Source organism: Aliicoccus persicus, assembly GCF_900110815.1.
In the GTDB taxonomy this organism is placed as follows: domain Bacteria; phylum Bacillota; class Bacilli; order Staphylococcales; family Salinicoccaceae; genus Aliicoccus; species Aliicoccus persicus.
This window is the reverse complement of sequence record NZ_FOIT01000001.1, coordinates 733804-751554: the sequence shown is the minus strand read 5'-3', so window position 1 is coordinate 751554 and position 17751 is coordinate 733804. Positions and strand designations below refer to the sequence as shown.

18 protein-coding genes and 4 tRNA genes are annotated in these 17751 nt (G+C 35.4%); 12 read left to right on the top strand and 10 right to left on the bottom strand.

Annotation, left to right across the window (positions count from 1 at the left end; all coding sequences use genetic code 11):
• Positions 1 to 74: 74 nt before the first annotated feature.
• From istB to BMW30_RS03620, 3 genes are all read right to left on the bottom strand, one after another.
• Complete coding sequence (istB, locus tag BMW30_RS03630; RefSeq protein WP_091473967.1) at positions 75 to 836, bottom strand: IS21-like element helper ATPase IstB; 762 nt, start codon at positions 834 to 836, stop codon at positions 75 to 77.
• Positions 811 to 2355 (bottom strand): IS21 family transposase, encoded by a 1545-nt coding sequence (gene istA, locus BMW30_RS03625; RefSeq protein ID WP_091473965.1) that lies wholly within the window; start codon positions 2353 to 2355, stop codon positions 811 to 813. The genes istB and istA overlap by 26 nt, the downstream gene beginning before the upstream one ends.
• A gap of 213 nt (positions 2356 to 2568) precedes the next feature.
• Complete coding sequence (locus BMW30_RS03620; protein WP_091473963.1) at positions 2569 to 3054, bottom strand: glutathione peroxidase; 486 nt, start codon at positions 3052 to 3054, stop codon at positions 2569 to 2571.
• 103 nt (positions 3055 to 3157) lie between these two features.
• Here BMW30_RS03620 and BMW30_RS03615 point away from each other — a divergent pair, with 103 nt between their 5' ends.
• On the top strand, positions 3158 to 3673 hold the full coding sequence (locus BMW30_RS03615) for a type 1 glutamine amidotransferase domain-containing protein (protein ID WP_091473962.1): 516 nt from the start codon (positions 3158 to 3160) through the stop codon (positions 3671 to 3673).
• Between the two features lie 480 nt (positions 3674 to 4153).
• Complete coding sequence (locus BMW30_RS10525; RefSeq protein ID WP_180366193.1) at positions 4154 to 4327, top strand: hypothetical protein; 174 nt, start codon at positions 4154 to 4156, stop codon at positions 4325 to 4327.
• A 68-nt stretch (positions 4328 to 4395) separates the two neighbouring features.
• On the opposite strand, the gene BMW30_RS03610 is transcribed toward BMW30_RS10525, so the two are convergent.
• The 3 genes from BMW30_RS03610 to BMW30_RS03600 are packed head-to-tail and all read right to left on the bottom strand — an operon-like array spanning position 4396 to position 7488.
• Positions 4396 to 5517: an ABC transporter permease gene (locus tag BMW30_RS03610; protein WP_091473960.1), complete on the bottom strand. Its 1122-nt coding sequence runs from the start codon at positions 5515 to 5517 to the stop codon at positions 4396 to 4398.
• Complete coding sequence (locus BMW30_RS03605) at positions 5504 to 6559, bottom strand: ABC transporter permease (protein WP_091473958.1); 1056 nt, start codon at positions 6557 to 6559, stop codon at positions 5504 to 5506. The genes BMW30_RS03610 and BMW30_RS03605 overlap by 14 nt, the downstream gene beginning before the upstream one ends.
• Positions 6559 to 7488, bottom strand: coding sequence for an ABC transporter ATP-binding protein (locus BMW30_RS03600; RefSeq protein WP_091473956.1), 930 nt, complete (start codon positions 7486 to 7488; stop codon positions 6559 to 6561). Before BMW30_RS03600 ends, BMW30_RS03605 begins: the two co-directional genes overlap by 1 nt.
• Before the next feature lie 113 nt (positions 7489 to 7601).
• Here BMW30_RS03600 and BMW30_RS03595 point away from each other — a divergent pair, with 113 nt between their 5' ends.
• From BMW30_RS03595 to BMW30_RS10520, 6 genes are all read left to right on the top strand, one after another.
• Complete coding sequence (locus BMW30_RS03595; protein ID WP_091473954.1) at positions 7602 to 8681, top strand: sensor histidine kinase; 1080 nt, start codon at positions 7602 to 7604, stop codon at positions 8679 to 8681.
• Positions 8662 to 9273, top strand: coding sequence for a response regulator transcription factor (locus BMW30_RS03590; protein ID WP_091473953.1), 612 nt, complete (start codon positions 8662 to 8664; stop codon positions 9271 to 9273). The genes BMW30_RS03595 and BMW30_RS03590 overlap by 20 nt, the downstream gene beginning before the upstream one ends.
• Positions 9274 to 9331: 58 nt before the next feature.
• Positions 9332 to 9407 (top strand) — tRNA-Phe (locus BMW30_RS03585).
• Between the two features lie 12 nt (positions 9408 to 9419).
• Positions 9420 to 9494, top strand: a tRNA-Asn gene (locus BMW30_RS03580).
• Position 9495: 1 nt separating this feature from the next.
• Positions 9496 to 9567 (top strand) — tRNA-Glu (locus BMW30_RS03575).
• A gap of 210 nt (positions 9568 to 9777) precedes the next feature.
• Positions 9778 to 9869: transfer RNA gene (locus BMW30_RS10520), tRNA-Lys, on the top strand.
• A 38-nt stretch (positions 9870 to 9907) separates the two neighbouring features.
• Here the strand turns inward: BMW30_RS10520 and BMW30_RS03570 are convergent.
• The 3 genes from BMW30_RS03570 to BMW30_RS03560 all read right to left on the bottom strand — a co-directional run bounded on the left by BMW30_RS03570 (position 9908) and on the right by BMW30_RS03560 (position 12207).
• On the bottom strand, positions 9908 to 11152 hold the full coding sequence (locus BMW30_RS03570; RefSeq protein ID WP_091473951.1) for an aminoacyltransferase: 1245 nt from the start codon (positions 11150 to 11152) through the stop codon (positions 9908 to 9910).
• Between the two features lie 27 nt (positions 11153 to 11179).
• Positions 11180 to 11365, bottom strand: coding sequence for a hypothetical protein (locus BMW30_RS03565; protein WP_091473950.1), 186 nt, complete (start codon positions 11363 to 11365; stop codon positions 11180 to 11182).
• Positions 11366 to 11538: 173 nt separating this feature from the next.
• Positions 11539 to 12207: an Ltp family lipoprotein gene (locus BMW30_RS03560; RefSeq protein ID WP_091473948.1), complete on the bottom strand. Its 669-nt coding sequence runs from the start codon at positions 12205 to 12207 to the stop codon at positions 11539 to 11541.
• Positions 12208 to 12655: 448 nt separating this feature from the next.
• Between BMW30_RS03560 and BMW30_RS03555 the strand changes: the two genes are divergently transcribed.
• On the top strand, positions 12656 to 12940 hold the full coding sequence (locus BMW30_RS03555) for a hypothetical protein (RefSeq protein ID WP_091473946.1): 285 nt from the start codon (positions 12656 to 12658) through the stop codon (positions 12938 to 12940).
• Positions 12941 to 13193: 253 nt separating this feature from the next.
• Here BMW30_RS03555 and BMW30_RS03550 read toward each other — a convergent pair whose 3' ends face one another.
• Positions 13194 to 14804 (bottom strand): alkaline phosphatase, encoded by a 1611-nt coding sequence (locus tag BMW30_RS03550; protein WP_091473944.1) that lies wholly within the window; start codon positions 14802 to 14804, stop codon positions 13194 to 13196.
• Between the two features lie 213 nt (positions 14805 to 15017).
• Here BMW30_RS03550 and BMW30_RS03545 point away from each other — a divergent pair, with 213 nt between their 5' ends.
• From BMW30_RS03545 to BMW30_RS03535, 3 genes are all read left to right on the top strand, one after another.
• Complete coding sequence (locus BMW30_RS03545; protein ID WP_091473943.1) at positions 15018 to 16262, top strand: hypothetical protein; 1245 nt, start codon at positions 15018 to 15020, stop codon at positions 16260 to 16262.
• 107 nt (positions 16263 to 16369) lie between these two features.
• Positions 16370 to 17050: a hypothetical protein gene (locus BMW30_RS03540; protein ID WP_091473941.1), complete on the top strand. Its 681-nt coding sequence runs from the start codon at positions 16370 to 16372 to the stop codon at positions 17048 to 17050.
• Positions 17051 to 17058: 8 nt separating this feature from the next.
• Entirely contained in the window at positions 17059 to 17583 is a 525-nt protein-coding gene (locus tag BMW30_RS03535) for a hypothetical protein (protein WP_091473939.1), read from the top strand.
• Positions 17584 to 17751 lie beyond the last annotated feature (168 nt).

Below are 17751 nucleotides of genomic sequence, written 5' to 3'. Positions count from 1 at the left end.
TGCATACGGCGTCCCGATAATACCACAGAAACGCGATTGCCTGAGCCAGGCAAATCGCGTTTCTCTGAGCCACTCTAGTCGGTGGTAGTTGAGCCACCCTTCATCCTTAAAGAATCACCTGATATATGGAGATGATAAGAGTTTGATATGGCACGATCTAGTATGGCATCGGCAATTGCGCCACCGCCTAATTTTTTATGCCATTCTCCTGTTTCCATTTGAGAAGATATAATCAATGAACGATTACGACTTCTCAATTCAAAAACTTCCATTAAGTACTTCTGTTCATCTTGTGTGGTTGGGGTTAATAGGAAATCATCAATCACTAAGACATCCAACTTCATTATTTTTTTAAAATAATTTTCGAGCTTATCTTCTAAGTCTGCCTGAACCATTTCTGTAAGTAAATCGTACATTCTCATATATCGAGCAGTATAGCCTTCCTCTATGACATAACGGCATAATGCATTAGTAATATACGACTTTCCAGTACCAGTGGCCCCTTGTATAACCACATTCCGATGATTCGTTATAAATTGACATGTTTTCAGTTGGTCTATCGTATCTTTGTTTATTTTCCGGCTCGGAGAATAATCAATGTCTTGGATGTGTGCTTGAGGTTGAGAGAGCTTCGCTTGTTTTAAATAACGTTGGATTGTGTTATGTCGTCTTGACTGATATTCATCATTCACTATTTCTTCAAGAATTTCTAAGGTTGTACGCTGAGAAGTAAGCGGATCGCTGTATAAATCAACCAACCGATCAGCCATAATAGGTAGTCGCATCTTTCTTAGATGTTGAGTTAATTCATTAACTCTTGCGGTTGAATTTGTCATAGTAATCAGCTCCTCTCAGATAAGATTGTTCCTTTTGATTAGACGTGTTAAAATCTGATTGCGTGATGGAACTTTCTATGAGTTGTCTGATTAATTTATAATTAGGATGACTGGATCGTTCCAGGGCATAATGGCAGGCTTTATCTAATCTTTGGTCGGAATAGGTGTCTGCCATTTTTAATATCGCATGTACGCTTCTGTAGTACTGTTGTTCTGGTCCTTGATTAAACATTTTGGAGATAACCATGTGCACATTTGGACCAACGCGTCTGGCCCATTTTAAATATCTTGTACTGTTCCATTTCCCAAAATCTTTACTATCTTCGGGTAGATGTGACGCCTCTGTAGAATATGCCCCAGGTGGTTTATTGACAGTAGAATGTTCACATAATAGATTTTGATTATGATAGATTTTAATGGCTGTTGAATAAATTTTAAGTGTTACTTGTTCACCAATATATTGGAAAGGCACAGAATAGTAGTGTTTATTGAATGTGATGTGACTATTCGTATAGACTTTCGCTTCTTTAAATTCACAGAGTTCATATGGGTAAGGTGGTAATGCTTTGAGTGTTTCTTGTTCCAACTCTTGAAACATTTGAAGTCGTGTACCAACCTTTTTCTGAAAAGGTTTGGCATTAAAATCATTTAGAATCTTTAAAAGATATTGATTATATTCATCGATACTAAAGCACTGGTAATTGCGCATACGACCAATAATATGTGTTGTTAGATGTTTGACATGATTTTCAACCGCCGCCTTGTCTTTTGGCCGCGCGACCCTCGTCGGGACAACAACCGTTTGATAATGATTCGCCATATCTTCATACGTCTGATTTAATAACAGTTGTGATTTTGTATGTTTAGTAACGCCCGTTTTTAAGTTGTCTGGTGTTAAAAGTGTTGGTACGCCCTGGAAATACTCAAACATTTTGATATGGGCATTAATCCATCGTGGCATCTTTTGGTCTATACAAGCTAAGGCATATGTGTAACCACTAAAAGGTAATGTGGCAATAAATAAATCGCCTGTAATGATTTCTCCCGTCATGGGATCAACCCATTGCGGGCGTTTGCCTACCCAGTCTACTTGGACTTGATAGCCTGCTTTATGATGGAGTACATGGCTAAAACTATTTTTATGTAAATAGTCATTAAAGTACTTTTTGAACTGAGTTAATTTATAATATATCTTATTATTTAATCGACATTCCTGAGCATACTCCTCCCAGAGTAATTGCATTGTAACACCTTGTTTAACAAGTTCTTTTGATAACATTTTATAATCCGGTTTGACATAATAAGAGACGGATTGATCTTTCTTATCTATACTCACATCAAATATTTTCTCTATTTCTTTCACTGACCATAAGTTAATTTCTTCATAAGACACCTCCTTTTCTTGTGCAATTTTGATAGTCCTAGCGACGGTATTTCGACCAGAAGAAACAATTTTAGTTATTTCTCTCTGACTGAATCCTGCTTCGTGCAACCGAATCATTTCTACATAATTGGGCATTCATGCCACCTCCGTTATATTTTGTGAGAATTACTCACGAGTAAGTTATAACACGAGGGCAAAAAAAGAACCACAAAGTGGTTCAAGCATAGCGATTTAGGTGGCTCAGCTAACTCCGATTTAGGTGGTTCAATGAACTCCGACGAGGTGGCTCTCTAAGACCGTCGTATCCAATTGAAAAGGGAAAAGAAAAATGCTTAGACTTTTTAAGGTCTAAGCATTTTCATTTAGCAATTCTTCGATTTTATCTCTCAACTTCTCCGGGCTGCTTTGTGGTGCAACGCGTTCGACGACTTTACCATTTTGATCGACTAAAAACTTCGTGAAGTTCCATTTAATCGAACCACCAAGTATTCCGCTTTGTTCACCTTTTAAATGTTTGAACAACGGGTGTGCATCTTCACCGTTTACATCGATTATTTCATGCATTGGAAACGATACACCATAGTCTCGTTGACAAAATTCTGCAGCTTCCTCACTTGTACCTGGCTCTTGGTTCATAAACTGGTTGCTCGGAAATCCTAGTACTACAAGCCCTTTATCTTTGTATTCTTGATACAACGCTTCAAGTTCTTTAAACTGACCACGCAGTCCACATTTACTTGCTGTATTGACGATAATCATCGGTTGGCCCCGATATGCTTCTAACGCATACGAATCTCCATTTGTTCGGTTTACATTTATATTATAAATTGTCATATAATCACCTCATTCTTATTTAACGTTTACCCTAAAACAAAGTTTTGTACACATGCTACCGGGTATAATATAAGCATCATAGTTTTTAGGAGGATAATTTATTATGAGTAAAAAAGTAGCGATTCTCATGACTAATTTAGTAGAAGATGTAGAGTTTACAAGTCCGGCAGAAGCGCTTGAAGCAGCAGGGCATTCGTACGATGTTATTGCTCCAGAGCGCGGCGAAATTGAAGGTAAAAAAGGTGGCGTATTCCAAGCGGATAAGGCGATTGGTGATGTGAAACCTGAGGATTACGACGCTGTTTATGTACCTGGTGGATTTTCTCCTGACTTACTACGTGGCGATAAGGAAGGGCGCTTTGGTGCGTTTGCAAAGCATTTCTTACAACAAGATAAACCGACATTCGCCATGTGTCACGGACCTCAAGTATTAATCGATACGGATTTACTAAAAGGTCGCAAACTGACTTCATTCTTATCCGTGCGTAAAGACTTAGAAAACGCTGGTGCTACAGTTGTAGATGAGTCTGTTGTCGTCTGTGGTGGAAACTTAGTAACAAGCCGTACACCTGATGATTTAGAGGACTTTAATAGAGAAATCGTGAATGTATTGAAATAGATCGTGTGTAGAGTGAGGACTTATGTCTTCACTCTTTTTATCAACTATTAATTCTTGGAAGTGATGGTATTGACCGAGCATAAAAAGATGAAGGAATCAAATTCTAGTTGGATTATATTGGATGGGTTCTTTGATCTTATCGTTACTTTAGTTGTTTATGTAGGTAAATTCATTAAATCAATAATCGGCATGTTTCTTAGTAACTAGGAGTGGAAATATGAAGAACAAGCAAAAATTTATAGGGAAGTTATTATTTATTGTTGGCGTGATTATTACATTTTTCACTTTCTTAAGACCAAATAAAAATATCGTACGATAATACTACCACTGGTAAAAATGCCGGTGGTAGTTTTTGTTTTAAGATAATTTTCAGAATGTGATTGGCATTACAAAGTATCGTACTTTAGTCTGGTATCTTTTTACATAAAAGGATGATTCAGACAAATTACCCAAATCGAATATATAGGGAGGAGAGGTTTTATGTTACAAGATATTGCATTTCTCTTGTCGATTACAGGTATTATTTCAGGTAGTTTAGCAATCATATTCGATGCTCTCATCTTCGTAACGACAGCTATTATATTCGTTCGATTCCTTTTGAAACTAAAACATATATTTAAATACAGCAATTCAAACTTAATTAAAGTGAAGTAACAAAAAATGCTTGGAAATCAGTTGAGATTTCCAAACATTTTATTTATTAATAAACTTATTAATTTGTTCTAAACTTGCATCCGCCTATTTTTAGAAATAACCGTACCAAGAATAATTAGCGCGACTGAGAATAGTACAACGATACTAATTGATGGTAAAGCATCGACCAGTGAGTTGTCTATATCACTATAGATTTGAGTATAGTAGTACAGTGGCATCATCTTAGCGAGCTGTAGCATGCCATCTCCAAACAATTCAATTGGTATCATGATACCACTCAAGAATGCCATTCCTATGATGACGAAGTTGGCAATACTATTGATGACAAATTTATTGTTCGTAATTGCATTCATTAAATGTAATATTGAAAGTCCAAGCAGTGGTAAAGTAGCGGCTGCGGCTATCATGTTTACAATCGGCACACCATCGAGGTGATCGTGTCTTAATATAAATGCGAATCCTAAGAAAAGCATGACCATCACTGTCACTACGACTGACTGTCCTAAAATCGTTTGTACAGAGTAGGTCAACTGTTTGATTGGTGAAACTTTTACTCGGTTGTTAATGACGGGTTGGTTGACATCAGTCATGACGTTACCCCCGACAATTGTGATGAGTAAAAGTAACACATAACCCATAAAATTCATATAATTTCTGAGGCTATCAAAGTTTGACTGTTGCGTCGTCTCACCGGCATCAAGAAGCTCTATACTAATCGTGTTCTTCATTGTTTCATTGACTGCTTGAACATTGATTTCATCATTTGCTTGATACTCTGCATCTAAATATTGAAAGTATTTGTTGACGACGTTTTTAACTTGAAATGTACCAGCGATACGTTCATCGACTATCACTTCTACAGTACCATCGCCATTTATAAATCGCTCTTTTAAACCTTCTTCAATGATAATCACACCATCAGAGGACATGAGTAATATTTCCTCTTGAAGCTCTGAGCGCGTTTTATCTACAACTTCCACATTATTATCTTGTGATAAATTTTCAATCAATCCTCTTGATACTTCATCGTCTGAATAATCAACAATTTGTAGTTCAAGTGCAGTTAATTCAAATTCATCGGAAGACGATTGACTAAATATGAACGCTAGGAAGAAAAATGCTAACGTAAAGACAAGCAAAGCAAATTTATATCTCCAAAAGTGAAGTAAGATTGCTTTAAAGACTGTCATATTGTTGCCCCCTTAATGCAACGATTGCAATGATGACTGAAATGACAAATATGATGAGTAACAGAATGATTGTTGGTAGATAGTTATCATAATTCGCCATATAGTTTATTTGATACATCGTATCTGTGAGTTGACCAATCGGATTAAACCGGTGTAGTAGTGGGAAGTTTTCGATAACTGCCTGACGTAAGAACGGACCGGCAAGACCACCAGAAAACGCAAAGAATAACGTAACTAAAATTCCGATTGTCGTTTTAAAACCCTCATTTTTAACAGGTAATACACCAAGAATCAATCCTAGACCTGCACCTGTGATATTACCCACTAAAATAAGTAAAAGTGTCGTGAACAATTGATCAAACAATGCACCTTGGTAAACAATCATAAGAAAAATGATGAGCATCCCATTTGCTAATAACCCCATGAAAACAGAAGCCATTACGTTTGATATGAGTATCTGTGATTTATTCGTAGGACTTGCATAAAATCGAGCACCTTGATGACTTAAGTTCGGCTGAAGCTTCGTTAAAAATTCCATCACCGAAAATAATGAATAAAACGAGAGCATACCGAGAAGCGAGAAGAACATAACCACCTCTGGATGAGCGGAATAATCTTGTGTATCAACATATGACTGTTCAAAATCATAATGTTGAAAGCCAACATCTGATTCAATTACTTGATGGATGTTGTTGACAATTGAACTGACAATCGTCTCATCAAGGCCAGATGATGCGACAATCATATCACCATCTGTATCGATGAAGGCTGTGATTTCTTCATTCTCAAGCGCAGTTCTTGCTTCTTCTTTGTTGAGTATTTCAACTTCTAATATTTCGATTTCACTTAAAATCGTATAGTAATTATTTTCATCTTCAACACCGATGGTAATATCATCAAGTGAATCGCTGCCAGTAATGTTTTGCGTTGTGATGACGAACATCGTGGCTAATAGGAGCGGGTAAATAACCATCCAAAACCAAAAACCAAAATCACGTGCGTTTATTTTTAAAGTAATTATTGCTAGTCTGAAGAGTTCCATTAGTCTCTCAGCTCCTTACCAGTTAGCTCTAGAAATATATCGCTTAACGATGGTTTTTCACTTGTGAGCTCTGTGTATGTTAATCCTTCCTCATCAATAAATTTTAAGAAATCACTTAGCTTTTCATCACTGCTGATAAAAGTAATATAGAAATTGTCATTTTTCTTTTCAATACGTGAAATTGATGGGTACTTTTTTAGTACCGCGTTGACAGCTTCTTCTGTTTCTACAAAATTAATTTTTAAAGAGCCTTCTGTTGTCATTGAATTTTGTAACTCGGTGAGTGTACCTTGAGCAACGCTTTTCCCATTATCCATAATGACATGGCGATCACAAAGTTCTTCTGCTTCGTCCAAATAGTGCGTTGTATAAACAATTGTCGCACCATTTTCTCTCATACGTTTAATGCCTTCTATCATAAAGTTACGACTCTGCGCGTCGACAGCAACAGTTGGTTCGTCTAGAAAAATAAGTTCGGGTTGATGTGCGATACCACATGCAATGTTTAAACGACGTTTCAAACCACCACTTAATTTTTTTGGCATGAATGATCGATACTTATCTAAATCAACAAACTGGATTGCTTCTTCCACCAATTGCTTACGCTTTGTTTTATCAGTAACATATAACCCACAAAAGAAATCGATATTTTCATAGACATTTAACTTATCGAATAAAGCAAGTTCCTGCGGTACGACACCAATTCTTCTTTTGATATCATTATCGTTCGGATTCACGGGTTTACCAAACAATTTTATTTCCCCGCTATCAAAGGTCAATAAGGATAACATACAATTGATTGCTGTTGTCTTACCGCATCCATTGGGACCGAGCAATCCAATAATTTCATTTTTTTCTGCGTTAAACGTGAAGTGATCGAGTGCAATTACTTCTTTATATCTCTTTACGACATTTTCGACGTGTATCATAATTTTCCTCCTATTTATTTGACCTAGTAAAAGTATATAATGAATAAGAATACACGTTGTAGTGTCATTCGTAACGAGTTGATATGACAAATGTCATAAAGGAGGTATGAATCATGAAATTGTGGCAAGTAAAATTGATTATGTATTTTATATTGAGCGGTGTATACTATACGATTTCTACTGATTTCAACCTGTATATCATGTTGTTAGCATTTGTAATTCTATTTATAAACAACGTATTTATTCGCCATTACCAAATTGACCGTGTCCTGAGTTTTTTATCGGTTATTTTACTTATAATATTGGGTGTTTTTCATCAGTCAGAATGGTTTCTCTATTTGCCAATTACGCATTTTATACTTGCACCATTTATGAAACAATATTTGCCACTCAGCATGCTGATCTATGCTATTGATTTTGAATTCTTTTTGATTGTTTTTGGACTTTTCAGTGTCCTCATCATATATTTGATCACGCGTATCGAAGTATTAGAGCAAGAAAATAATGAAATTAGAGACCGGTTGACCTGGGATAATCTAAAGCTCATCGAACAACGAAATGCGCTGAGTAATCAAGTGGAGAAGGAGATAGAACTCGCAAGCTTAAGTGAAAGAAACAGAATTGCGAGAGATATGCATGATACAGTCGGTCATAGTTTATCGAGTGGGTTATTATTGCTAGAATCACTGCATCATATCAATGACGTCGATAAAATTCATCATTCACTATCAAGTTTACAAGAGCGTTTACAAACCGGGATGGATGATATTCGCGGCAGTATTCATTCACTTTATAGCACGTCATTCGATGTAAAAAGCCGTATTGAACAACTGCTTGAGGAAATGTACATGTTTGAAAAAGAGTTACATTATAAAGTGACTTCGCAATTGCCTTATCAGATTAAAATAGATCTCGTTGCGATTGTAAAAGAATCACTCACCAACATAAAAAAGCATTCTGATGGTAAATGGGTGGCTGTATATATCATCGAGACAGACAAAGCCATTACATTAAAAGTGGTCGATAATGGTACAGTAAAAGATTATTCAGAATATGGCATGGGATTACATTCTATGAAAGAATCTGTACAAAAATATGGTGGGATCTTTAATGCAGGGTTTCAACAGCACGGTTACACAGTCTATGTATCAATTAATAAGGAGGGGTTGGTAAATGAAAGTAATAATCGTTGATGATGATTCACTTGTAATTTCTGCGCTAGAAACCATCGTTGAGAGTGCGGGTCATGATGTCGTAGCTACAGGTAAAGATGGTACTGAAGCAATTGAATTATTTAGAGAACATCATCCCGACGTGTTGATGATGGATATACGCATGAAAGAGATGAATGGTATCGAAGCATCCAAGAAAATAATAGAAGCGCATGGTGCCGCAAATATATTGCTCGTGACAACATTTAAAGATGAGGAATATATCAGTGAAGCATTATCACTGGGTGTTAAAGGCTACTTACTAAAAGATAATTATAAGGGAATCGTACCCGCAATCAATGCAGTTGCCTCAGGGAACATGGTGTTTGATTCTGAAATTGTACAATCGTTTAATAAACAAGAAATAAAAAGTAACATAGGTTTTGAAGAATTAACAAACCGTGAACTTGAAATTTTGGAACTCGTTGCTGAAGGTATGAGTAACAAAGAAATCAGTGAAACGCTTTTTATCAGTGAAGGAACCGTTCGGAACTACATCTCTACGATGTTGTCTAAGCTACATCTAAGCACACGCACACAACTTGTTGTCATGTATTACAAACACGGCAAATAGGTATTGAAATAATTTGTGTTAATCTATATGATAGATTTTAGGCAATTATTTCATGCTTGGTTCTGTAGCTCAGTCGGTAGAGCAAAGGATTGAAAATCCTTGTGTCGGCGGTTCGATTCCGTCCAGAACCACCATTTATTTAATATTCCACAGTAGCTCAGTGGTAGAGCTATCGGCTGTTAACCGATCGGTCGTAGGTTCGAGTCCTACCTGTGGAGCCATGGCCCCTTGGTCAAGCGGTTAAGACACCGCCCTTTCACGGCGGTAACACGGGTTCGAATCCCGTAGGGGTCATATTTGTAGTTTTACGGGCGTTTATCTTAATTTCTATTAATTCGAATTTTAGAGATTGCTCTAAATGCCCCATTAAAATGTAAAATAATAACTCTTTAGGAAGTTTATTGGGAATTATAAAATAATACAAAACGGCTAGGGTCTAAAAACCCCAGCTATTTTGTATTGACTTAATATTATATAGATGTTATTATTATCTAGTATTTATATGGAAGGATACCCAAGTCTGGCTATAAGGGGATTAATATTTAATATTAATTAGGAGCTTTTTGCTCGCGTTGGTTCGAATCCTTCTCCTTCCGCTAAAAAAAACTCCAGCTATATAGCTGGAGTTTTTTTTTTATATTTTGTTTTTAAGTGTAAAAAGTTTGAATAAAAGAGGTTTGCAAGGTTTGATAAAATCGCCAATATATTCTTCAACACGTGCATCAAAACCTTTTTTGAATTGTTGAACTCCATAATCTTCAGCAGAATTTGAAAAATCTCCAGTAATCCCATAGAAATTATACTTATCTATTTGATGTTTTTTAGCAAACTTTATCATTTCCCATTGTAATGCATAAGCACCCATGAATTCGTTAAGTTCTGGATTTGAACCACTTGATAGATAATAGACTTCATGATTATTAAAGACATATAGTGCTGCTGATAAATCTAGATTATTACCGTGTTTATCTTTTAAACGTTTTGCTTTTTCGACTTTTTCTAATAATTTTTGATGTCTATTGTTAGTTTGTTTATACTTATTTTTACTTTTTTTAGAATTTGGATTATCAGCTAATTTCTTTTCTAGATTATCTATATCTTTTTTGGATTCTGATACTTCTTGTTTTAATTTTTTTAGATAATTGTTTAAATTAATATAAGCAATTTTAAGCATGCCGTTGTTTTTGTATACGTGTTGCATTTTTATAAAGTATTCTTTATCACGGAAACTGAAACCATGTTTTTCTTCAGCCATTTTAAATAGTTTAAAGAATCTATCGGTTTGATCGATAGGTAAAGTAGTGACTTCCACACCCATTTCTTCAGTTTTTTTGATGTTACGTTTTGTTTGATAGCTCATATTTTTTAATAATGTTTCTAGACTCTTATTGGATAAGTCTAAAACAGATAACCATCGTATTTGTCTTATTTTAGAGTAACCAACATCATAACCTTGATGTTGATAGCCGTGTCTTTTAAGTAAATGCATGAGTAATTTATTATCAAAACTTTGTATAACTTCTCCATCAGCATTACGAATACTTTCTAATACATGAGGATCTAATCTTATGTATAGACAATTGTGCTGTTTTAAAAATTTATCGAGTTCTGTAAAAAAGAATTCAACAAGTGTTAAATCTTTATAATTCATTACAGGGCCACGATGTGTATAAAAATAGTTAAAATATTTTAAAGCTCTTGATTGATTAAGCAAGCATCCAGCTAAAACTTTTCCGCTCTCTTTCTTAACACCTACTAGATAAGCTTTTTTGTCTTCTTTATTCAAAAAATCATAATTTTGAATAGATTGTGTATAGTGGGAGAAATTTTCTTTCATAAATGTGTTAAATTCTTCTTTTGTCAATTCACTAAAATACATATAAATACTCCTTTTAAAAATAACGTTTTACATGGGATAAACTATTATTTCATTTGTTTCTGTCGCTTCTGCTTGCTGCTCTACTTCTTCATTGTCATTGCTGTTATCATCTGACCCTGTAAATACCTCTACCAATAGGAAGAGTAGTACAAACGTCATAAACATTCCGCCTAAGCATCCCATACAGCCACCTTTCTTCTTTTCTCGAGCCATTGCAATCCTCCTAATATTTGTTAATTAAAGAATAACACAATAACTAGCTGAAAAAGTCTAAAATTTAATTTAGTATATAGTGAGAAAGTGGAGCGAGCGAAAGTGTCTGATGTATTAGATGAAATGAAGTTGGTTATGGCATAAAAATAGAGCCTGTTAAAGGCTCTTGATTGTTATTCTAAATTTTCAATTGCATAGTCAGCTTCTTCTTCAGTGAACCCTTCTACTTCTTGGAGATTTTCCCAAATTGTTGCGTTTGACCAATTTAGCAAATCTGACCAATTACGAGCGGTATTTAAAGCGTTATCATTAAAGTCAGCGTTCATTTCTTCTACTGCTTGATTTGCTATATCTTCTGGGAACTTCTCTATTTCAACTAAACGTTCTGCGATACTAACCTTTGACCAGAATAGAAGTTCTGACCATTCTTCTGCTTTAGATATGGTATTACTTAACTCTCTATTAGATACTTCTGAATTATCTTGATCACTCTCTTCATATAATCCAACTAAAGTTAAGGAGTATTCAAATAATTCAAGTCGTTTCTGTAGCAAATCAATTTCACTTTCTATCAGTTCTAAACGCTCATCAAGTCGTCCAAGTTCATTATTTTCCAATAGATATAAATCGTCTTCAATAGTTAAAATTTTATCATCGATAATATACATCTCATCTTCTATCACTTCGCTTACATCATCAAACGAAGTGACAATCTCATAATACTCATCAAATGTACCAGAAACAACTTCGAACTTCGTTAATAAATCTTCGAGTTCTTCTTCTGCCTTAACTAAATTTGGTACAAGCAACATTGCAACAATTAATACTAATAACCTTTTCATTATTTCATCTCCTAGTAATTGTTAATTAAAGGATACCATAACAAAGTTGCGTAATTATTCAAATTTTATTGCTATTCCCACAATATATATTATGTGAAGAAGAAAACTACATAATTACAAGTTTCTTGGTTCATTGATATACGTTGACATTAACGTTGTCACAAACTTGTAATTTAGAAACTTTCTTCAAGATAACCTAGTAAATATTAAACATATTTCCAATGAAAGCACTTTTAAAAGAGGAATCGAACTACGTAATAAATAAATTTCACAGGAATTCTACTGTCAATAATCTGTCAATTAGTGCTCATAACCATTGATATAATAAGGTTAGGAATTCCCGTAGGGGTCATTTGAATCATTTGTTAAAGAAACGGATTTGGAAACTTACTCATGAGATTCCAAATCCGTTTTTACATACCATAAGAAAACCTCCTAAGTTTACAGATTGTTTATTTCATCTGTAAACTTAAGAGGTAGCACATCACCTGTCGATGAACCGTTCTTAATTTACTTCGATTCGTTCAAAGCTGAGGATCTGTTCTTCATGTATGATGGTGATGTCGGAAATACATCATCGGATGATGAAGATGAAGATGTAGAGTCAGACAACGGATCGGATAACGGCACTTCTGATGAGTCAGATAATGAGCAAGAAGAAGAAAACAACGATCAAAATAGTAATGATGAAGAAAACAACGAAGATGATGAGAGCAATAACGACGAAGAATAGTGAAAAGAGGCTGGACATAATGTCTGGCTTCTTTTTTTTGATTGAAATCGCTAAAATCATTGTGAAATCCATTCTGTTTTAGCGAATCCAGATCCGAATCGCTACAACCTTGTTTAAAATCATCATGCTGTAGCCACACTATTTAACAATCAAAAGATATACCATAAAAAAGACATGACCATCATCATAATGAGATGGCCATGTCGATTCACTCGCTATTTAACTGATAAAACACCTATCTCAGATTATGAGATTAAGCAGCGTCGTCTTCCTCGACGTCTTCTTCAGTATCTTCCTCTTCAGTGTCTTCTTCCACTTCAGACTCTTCTTCTACATCAGAGTCTACATCAGTATCTTCTTCAACTTCAACATCTTCTTCAACTTCAGCTTCTTCAACTTCAGCTTCTTCATTCACGGCTTCTTCAAGTTCTACTTCGTCACGAGTAACATCTTGACCCATGAAGTAAGAAGTGATGAAACCGTGCATGTGGTTGTCAGTTAAACCACGGAACAGTTCAGAACCTGGGCCAAAGGCATAGACGTTAACTTCTTCTGCCGTATGTCCACCAGTTGTCCAACCAGTATACGTTCTAACATCTACTGATTCTTTTAATACTGTTTCAACAGCAAAGAATTGCTCATCTTCTGGTTGAGTTAATGCTTCTTCAACTGCAGAAAGTTCTTCTTCAGTAAATTCCCAACCAACATAAGTGCTTAATGTTTCACCAATTTCACCATTTTCAACAATCTCACTAGCTAAAAATTCAGGCGTGCGCTCCATTTCATGTAATGGTTCAGCTAACCATTGGTAGTAGCCATCCACACCGAGTGAGAAACCACCTGTGTTATGGTCAGCAGTCGCAACGACTAAAGTTTCTCCATCTGCTTCAGCAAACTCAATCGCAGCAGCAAACGCATTTTCAAAGTCTTCCATTTCACTCATTGCTGAAGCCACATCGTTTGAATGTCCAGCCCAGTCAATTTGTGAACCTTCAACCATTAAGAAGAAACCTTCTTCGTTTTGATCAAGAGTATCAATTGCTTTTCTAGTCATATCTTCAAGTGATACTGTACCTTCTTCTCTATCCCACATCTTAGGGAATGAATCATCGTAGAATAATCCAAGAAGTTTATCGTTTTCAGAACTTTCAAGTCCTTCTAAATCTTGGATAAAATCATAACCTTCTCCTTCAAACTCTTCAACAAGATTACGATCTTCTCTATCGAAGTATTGTAATCCAGCACCAAGCAATACATCAATTTTCATTTCTCCATTGATTCTTTGATCGAAGAAGTGGTCAGCAATCTCTTCGTGGTTATGACGAGATTCATTATGCGCACCAAATGATGCAGGTGTCGCATGTGTTAATGTTGACGTTGCAATAATACCAGTAGATTTTGCATTTGCTTTAGATACTTCTAATACTGTAACGAGCGTATTGTGATCATGATCCACACCAATGGCATTGTTATATGTCTTAGCACCAGCAGCCATTGCAGTTGCTGAAGCTCCTGAATCAGTGATTACTTCTGTACCGTCATATGGGTGTGTCATCTGTTGACCAACTAGGTGCTTGTCGAATTCAGTAAGTTCTACATCCCACTCGAATCCACCATGCTTGTAATAACGATAAGCAGTATTGTATGTAGTACCCATACCGTCACCAATTAAATAAATAATATTTTTCGGCATATCTTCTTCTGCAAGTTCAATATCCAATTCAGCAAAGATATCGATTGAATCATTTAGGTAACGATCTTCCTCTAATCTTTCATCTTCTTCGTCTTGTGCAAATGCAGAGTTAGCCATTAAGTGACTTGTCGTTAAAAGTGTAGCAATTGTAGCAAAAACAAATTTTTTCATTGGTTTAAATCTCTCCCTTTCAGATGATACTTAGAGTATATGAAATCTAATATAGAAATAACATAAAGATTTTGTAAATAAAGTTTAAGAGTTAATGAATATTTTTAATAAATCATGTATTTTGTAAAGTATTGATGAAAAGGGGAAAATTCTATAGATGTGCTTGAAAATACGTTCTATACTTAAGGGAACAATATCAGAGGAAGTGCTTAAATGTTTCAATTATTTGTTTCCATATTGCTGTTTGGATCTACACTGTCTCATTTAGAATTTGAAGAAAAATCTATTGAAAAAATAGAGACAGAAGATATCGAAACATATCATGAGGATGCACAAATTGTTTATAACCAAAATCAATTAGAACTTGAATATTTAAATCATCCATTACGAGGGACGATGATGTCACCGGCAAAGCACAATGAACGCTGGATTTATCCTTTCCAATACGAAACGCGTGCAACAGATGATGACACAATCGGCTACGCACTCATTGAAGTTCATTTAATCGATGTTCTAGCTAAAGAAGCATCAGAACAATTACTTGCAGATTCAATAGACTTTAATGAGGTAGAAGAAGGCTTGGAATGGAGAATTTTTCAATTTGATTTTAACCTGATAAAAAACACACATCCGAATGAACCCATAGTCATTAGTCAGCGTGACATTATTGTTGATACTGGTATGGATGCGCCTCCAATAAAATATCCGAAATTCGAGAACATGTTAGAAGACACAGAGATATATGAAACCGGAGAAGTGTCTGGATATTTTGCAAAGTTGGTCCCTATTAATCAGCCGTTTTTAATGCATTTTCAATTTGGTAATGATGTCGATGAATATATCGTAGAGGTAGACTCACAAGAGATGACAGAAACAACGTTCGAAAGTGATGATAACAATGAATTAGATTGGTTACTCGAAAATATCGATGAACAAGAAGAACAGTTGAGTACACATACACGTATATTCGATGTGCGTCATTATCAAGACAATGTTGGGACATATGTTAATCCTGCAAATATCAATGAACCCGTCTCATATCATTATATCTCGAGAGGTGATGGTGGAGAAGGGCAGCCAGTTGAGATGACGATGTCTATCAGTGAAATCATGGCAGAAGAAGATACCTTCGAAATCTTACAGTTAGTAGAAACAGATGTATCCAATGAATATAAATGGATTGTCTTTGAATTTAACGCCGAGATTAATCAAGTCGGCTTCCCAGACGCACAGTATTTCTTACGTTCACGTGACTTTCAGATCTTTGTTGACGGCGCACCGTATCACTTAGAAGACGAAGCAACGTATAACAGTTATCTTTTTGAAGAAGAAGAAGTGTTTGAAGGGAGTCATTTTGAAGGTAAAATAGCGAAGAAAGTCCCGATTGATAAAAATTACCAAATAGTTTTCGGTACAGGTATTAATCCGACAAATGTGTTTTGGGATATTACAAAATAATGGGAATTATAACCTAGCATCTTCATAATGTGCTCGGTTTTCATGTGCATTTTTATAAGCTATGATTTATGATAAACCTAAATAGACTGTATAAAGAGGTGTCCAATATGTTTACTGGGTTTTTATCGGCAATGCTTCTCGGATCAACATTATCTTATTTGGATTTAGAAATGAAAACGGTAGAAGAAATTGAAGAAGAAGGTATTAATGTTTATGCCTATTATGCTGAACTCAATACCATTTATAATCAAAATGATGCGGAACTACGCTATTTTGAGAACCAAGATGTTGGTACTTTTGAATCGCCTTTACCAGGAAATAATCAATCGTACCACTTATTCTCATACGTTCCTGAGGAATATGACAATTCTGATGAATATTACGTGCTATTATCTTTCTACATTAATAATATGTTTCCAGCGGAAGAGTCTCTCGAGATGATTGAACATTTAGAAGGTTATGAGGAAGCAGCAGAAGGTTATGAGTGGCGTGTGTTTGAAATAAGTTATCGACATTATAATTCAACCGATCCAAATGTGGGCGTATGGATTAATCAAGATGATTTTAATGTTTATGTAGATGAAGATACACCGATTGAACATGATGAGATAGTTTTTGAAGAATGGTTTACGAATGTTCAGATTTATGAACTAGAAAGATTTGAAACAATGTATGCGAAACAGATTCCAATTGATGCACCATTTTACTTTGTATATCAACACGAAGACAGTGAAGATTCATATGTGACGTATGTTGAGGATACTTCTATTATAGAAAGGGATCAGTAGGTGAATCTATGTTAAAAAAATTAATATATACAATGATAACGATGAATGTGCTGGTTATTGGATTTGCGACGATAGAAACGAAAGCGATGATGTCACCAGAAGAAACGTTGAAAATGATTGGTGATACATTAGAAAGAATTGAGGATCAAGAAGAGCAGCTCGCAGAATACGATAGAGTCCTTGAATTTAAGAGTTACGACAAAGATATCGGATTACATGTTAACCCAGCAGAAGTGGGGCAAGAGGTCTCATATTCCTTTAATGTCATGGATGAAGATGAAAAAGTTGAATTGGAAATGAGTATTACAGCAGATTTGATCGCAGACGAGACGGTGTATGAACATCTCGGTATGAATGATTTATATACAATTCTTGATAGTCAGAATGACAGTATGATATGGGCGATTATTGATTTTGAACTCACAGTGGAAGACAGCGAAGTCGATGTCAGCCATACAATTCATGCGGATGACTTCGGTATTTACTTCACACGCATGCCGGATAACAGTATTATGGGATCCTCCTTTCGATGAAGATTTATTCTTTGAGAGTAGAGAAGTGTCTCCAGGTGATACCATTGAGGGTAAAATTGTAAAATTAATTCCCAATTATAGAGATGTTAGAGTTAGATTTGGTACAGGAGAAAGAAAATCGCATGTATTTTGGGAATTTGAAGCAGAAGAAGACCCCAATATCATATA

Excerpts from the sequence above, each read along its gene's own strand:
- istB (WP_091473967.1), bottom strand. The coding sequence starts at position 836 with ATGACAAATTCAACCGCAAGAGTTAATGAATTAACTCAACATCTAAGA.
- istA (WP_091473965.1), bottom strand. The coding sequence starts at position 2,355 with ATGCCCAATTATGTAGAAATGATTCGGTTGCACGAAGCAGGATTCAGT.
- BMW30_RS03620 (WP_091473963.1), bottom strand. The coding sequence starts at position 3,054 with ATGACAATTTATAATATAAATGTAAACCGAACAAATGGAGATTCGTAT.
- BMW30_RS03615 (WP_091473962.1), top strand. The coding sequence starts at position 3,158 with ATGAGTAAAAAAGTAGCGATTCTCATGACTAATTTAGTAGAAGATGTA.
- BMW30_RS10525 (WP_180366193.1), top strand. The coding sequence starts at position 4,154 with ATGTTACAAGATATTGCATTTCTCTTGTCGATTACAGGTATTATTTCA.
- BMW30_RS03610 (WP_091473960.1), bottom strand. The coding sequence starts at position 5,517 with ATGACAGTCTTTAAAGCAATCTTACTTCACTTTTGGAGATATAAATTT.
- BMW30_RS03605 (WP_091473958.1), bottom strand. The coding sequence starts at position 6,559 with ATGGAACTCTTCAGACTAGCAATAATTACTTTAAAAATAAACGCACGT.
- BMW30_RS03600 (WP_091473956.1), bottom strand. The coding sequence starts at position 7,488 with ATGATACACGTCGAAAATGTCGTAAAGAGATATAAAGAAGTAATTGCA.
- BMW30_RS03595 (WP_091473954.1), top strand. The coding sequence starts at position 7,602 with ATGAAATTGTGGCAAGTAAAATTGATTATGTATTTTATATTGAGCGGT.
- BMW30_RS03590 (WP_091473953.1), top strand. The coding sequence starts at position 8,662 with ATGAAAGTAATAATCGTTGATGATGATTCACTTGTAATTTCTGCGCTA.
- BMW30_RS03570 (WP_091473951.1), bottom strand. The coding sequence starts at position 11,152 with ATGTATTTTAGTGAATTGACAAAAGAAGAATTTAACACATTTATGAAA.
- BMW30_RS03565 (WP_091473950.1), bottom strand. The coding sequence starts at position 11,365 with ATGGCTCGAGAAAAGAAGAAAGGTGGCTGTATGGGATGCTTAGGCGGA.
- BMW30_RS03560 (WP_091473948.1), bottom strand. The coding sequence starts at position 12,207 with ATGAAAAGGTTATTAGTATTAATTGTTGCAATGTTGCTTGTACCAAAT.
- BMW30_RS03550 (WP_091473944.1), bottom strand. The coding sequence starts at position 14,804 with ATGAAAAAATTTGTTTTTGCTACAATTGCTACACTTTTAACGACAAGT.
- BMW30_RS03545 (WP_091473943.1), top strand. The coding sequence starts at position 15,018 with ATGTTTCAATTATTTGTTTCCATATTGCTGTTTGGATCTACACTGTCT.
- BMW30_RS03540 (WP_091473941.1), top strand. The coding sequence starts at position 16,370 with ATGTTTACTGGGTTTTTATCGGCAATGCTTCTCGGATCAACATTATCT.
- BMW30_RS03535 (WP_091473939.1), top strand. The coding sequence starts at position 17,059 with ATGTTAAAAAAATTAATATATACAATGATAACGATGAATGTGCTGGTT.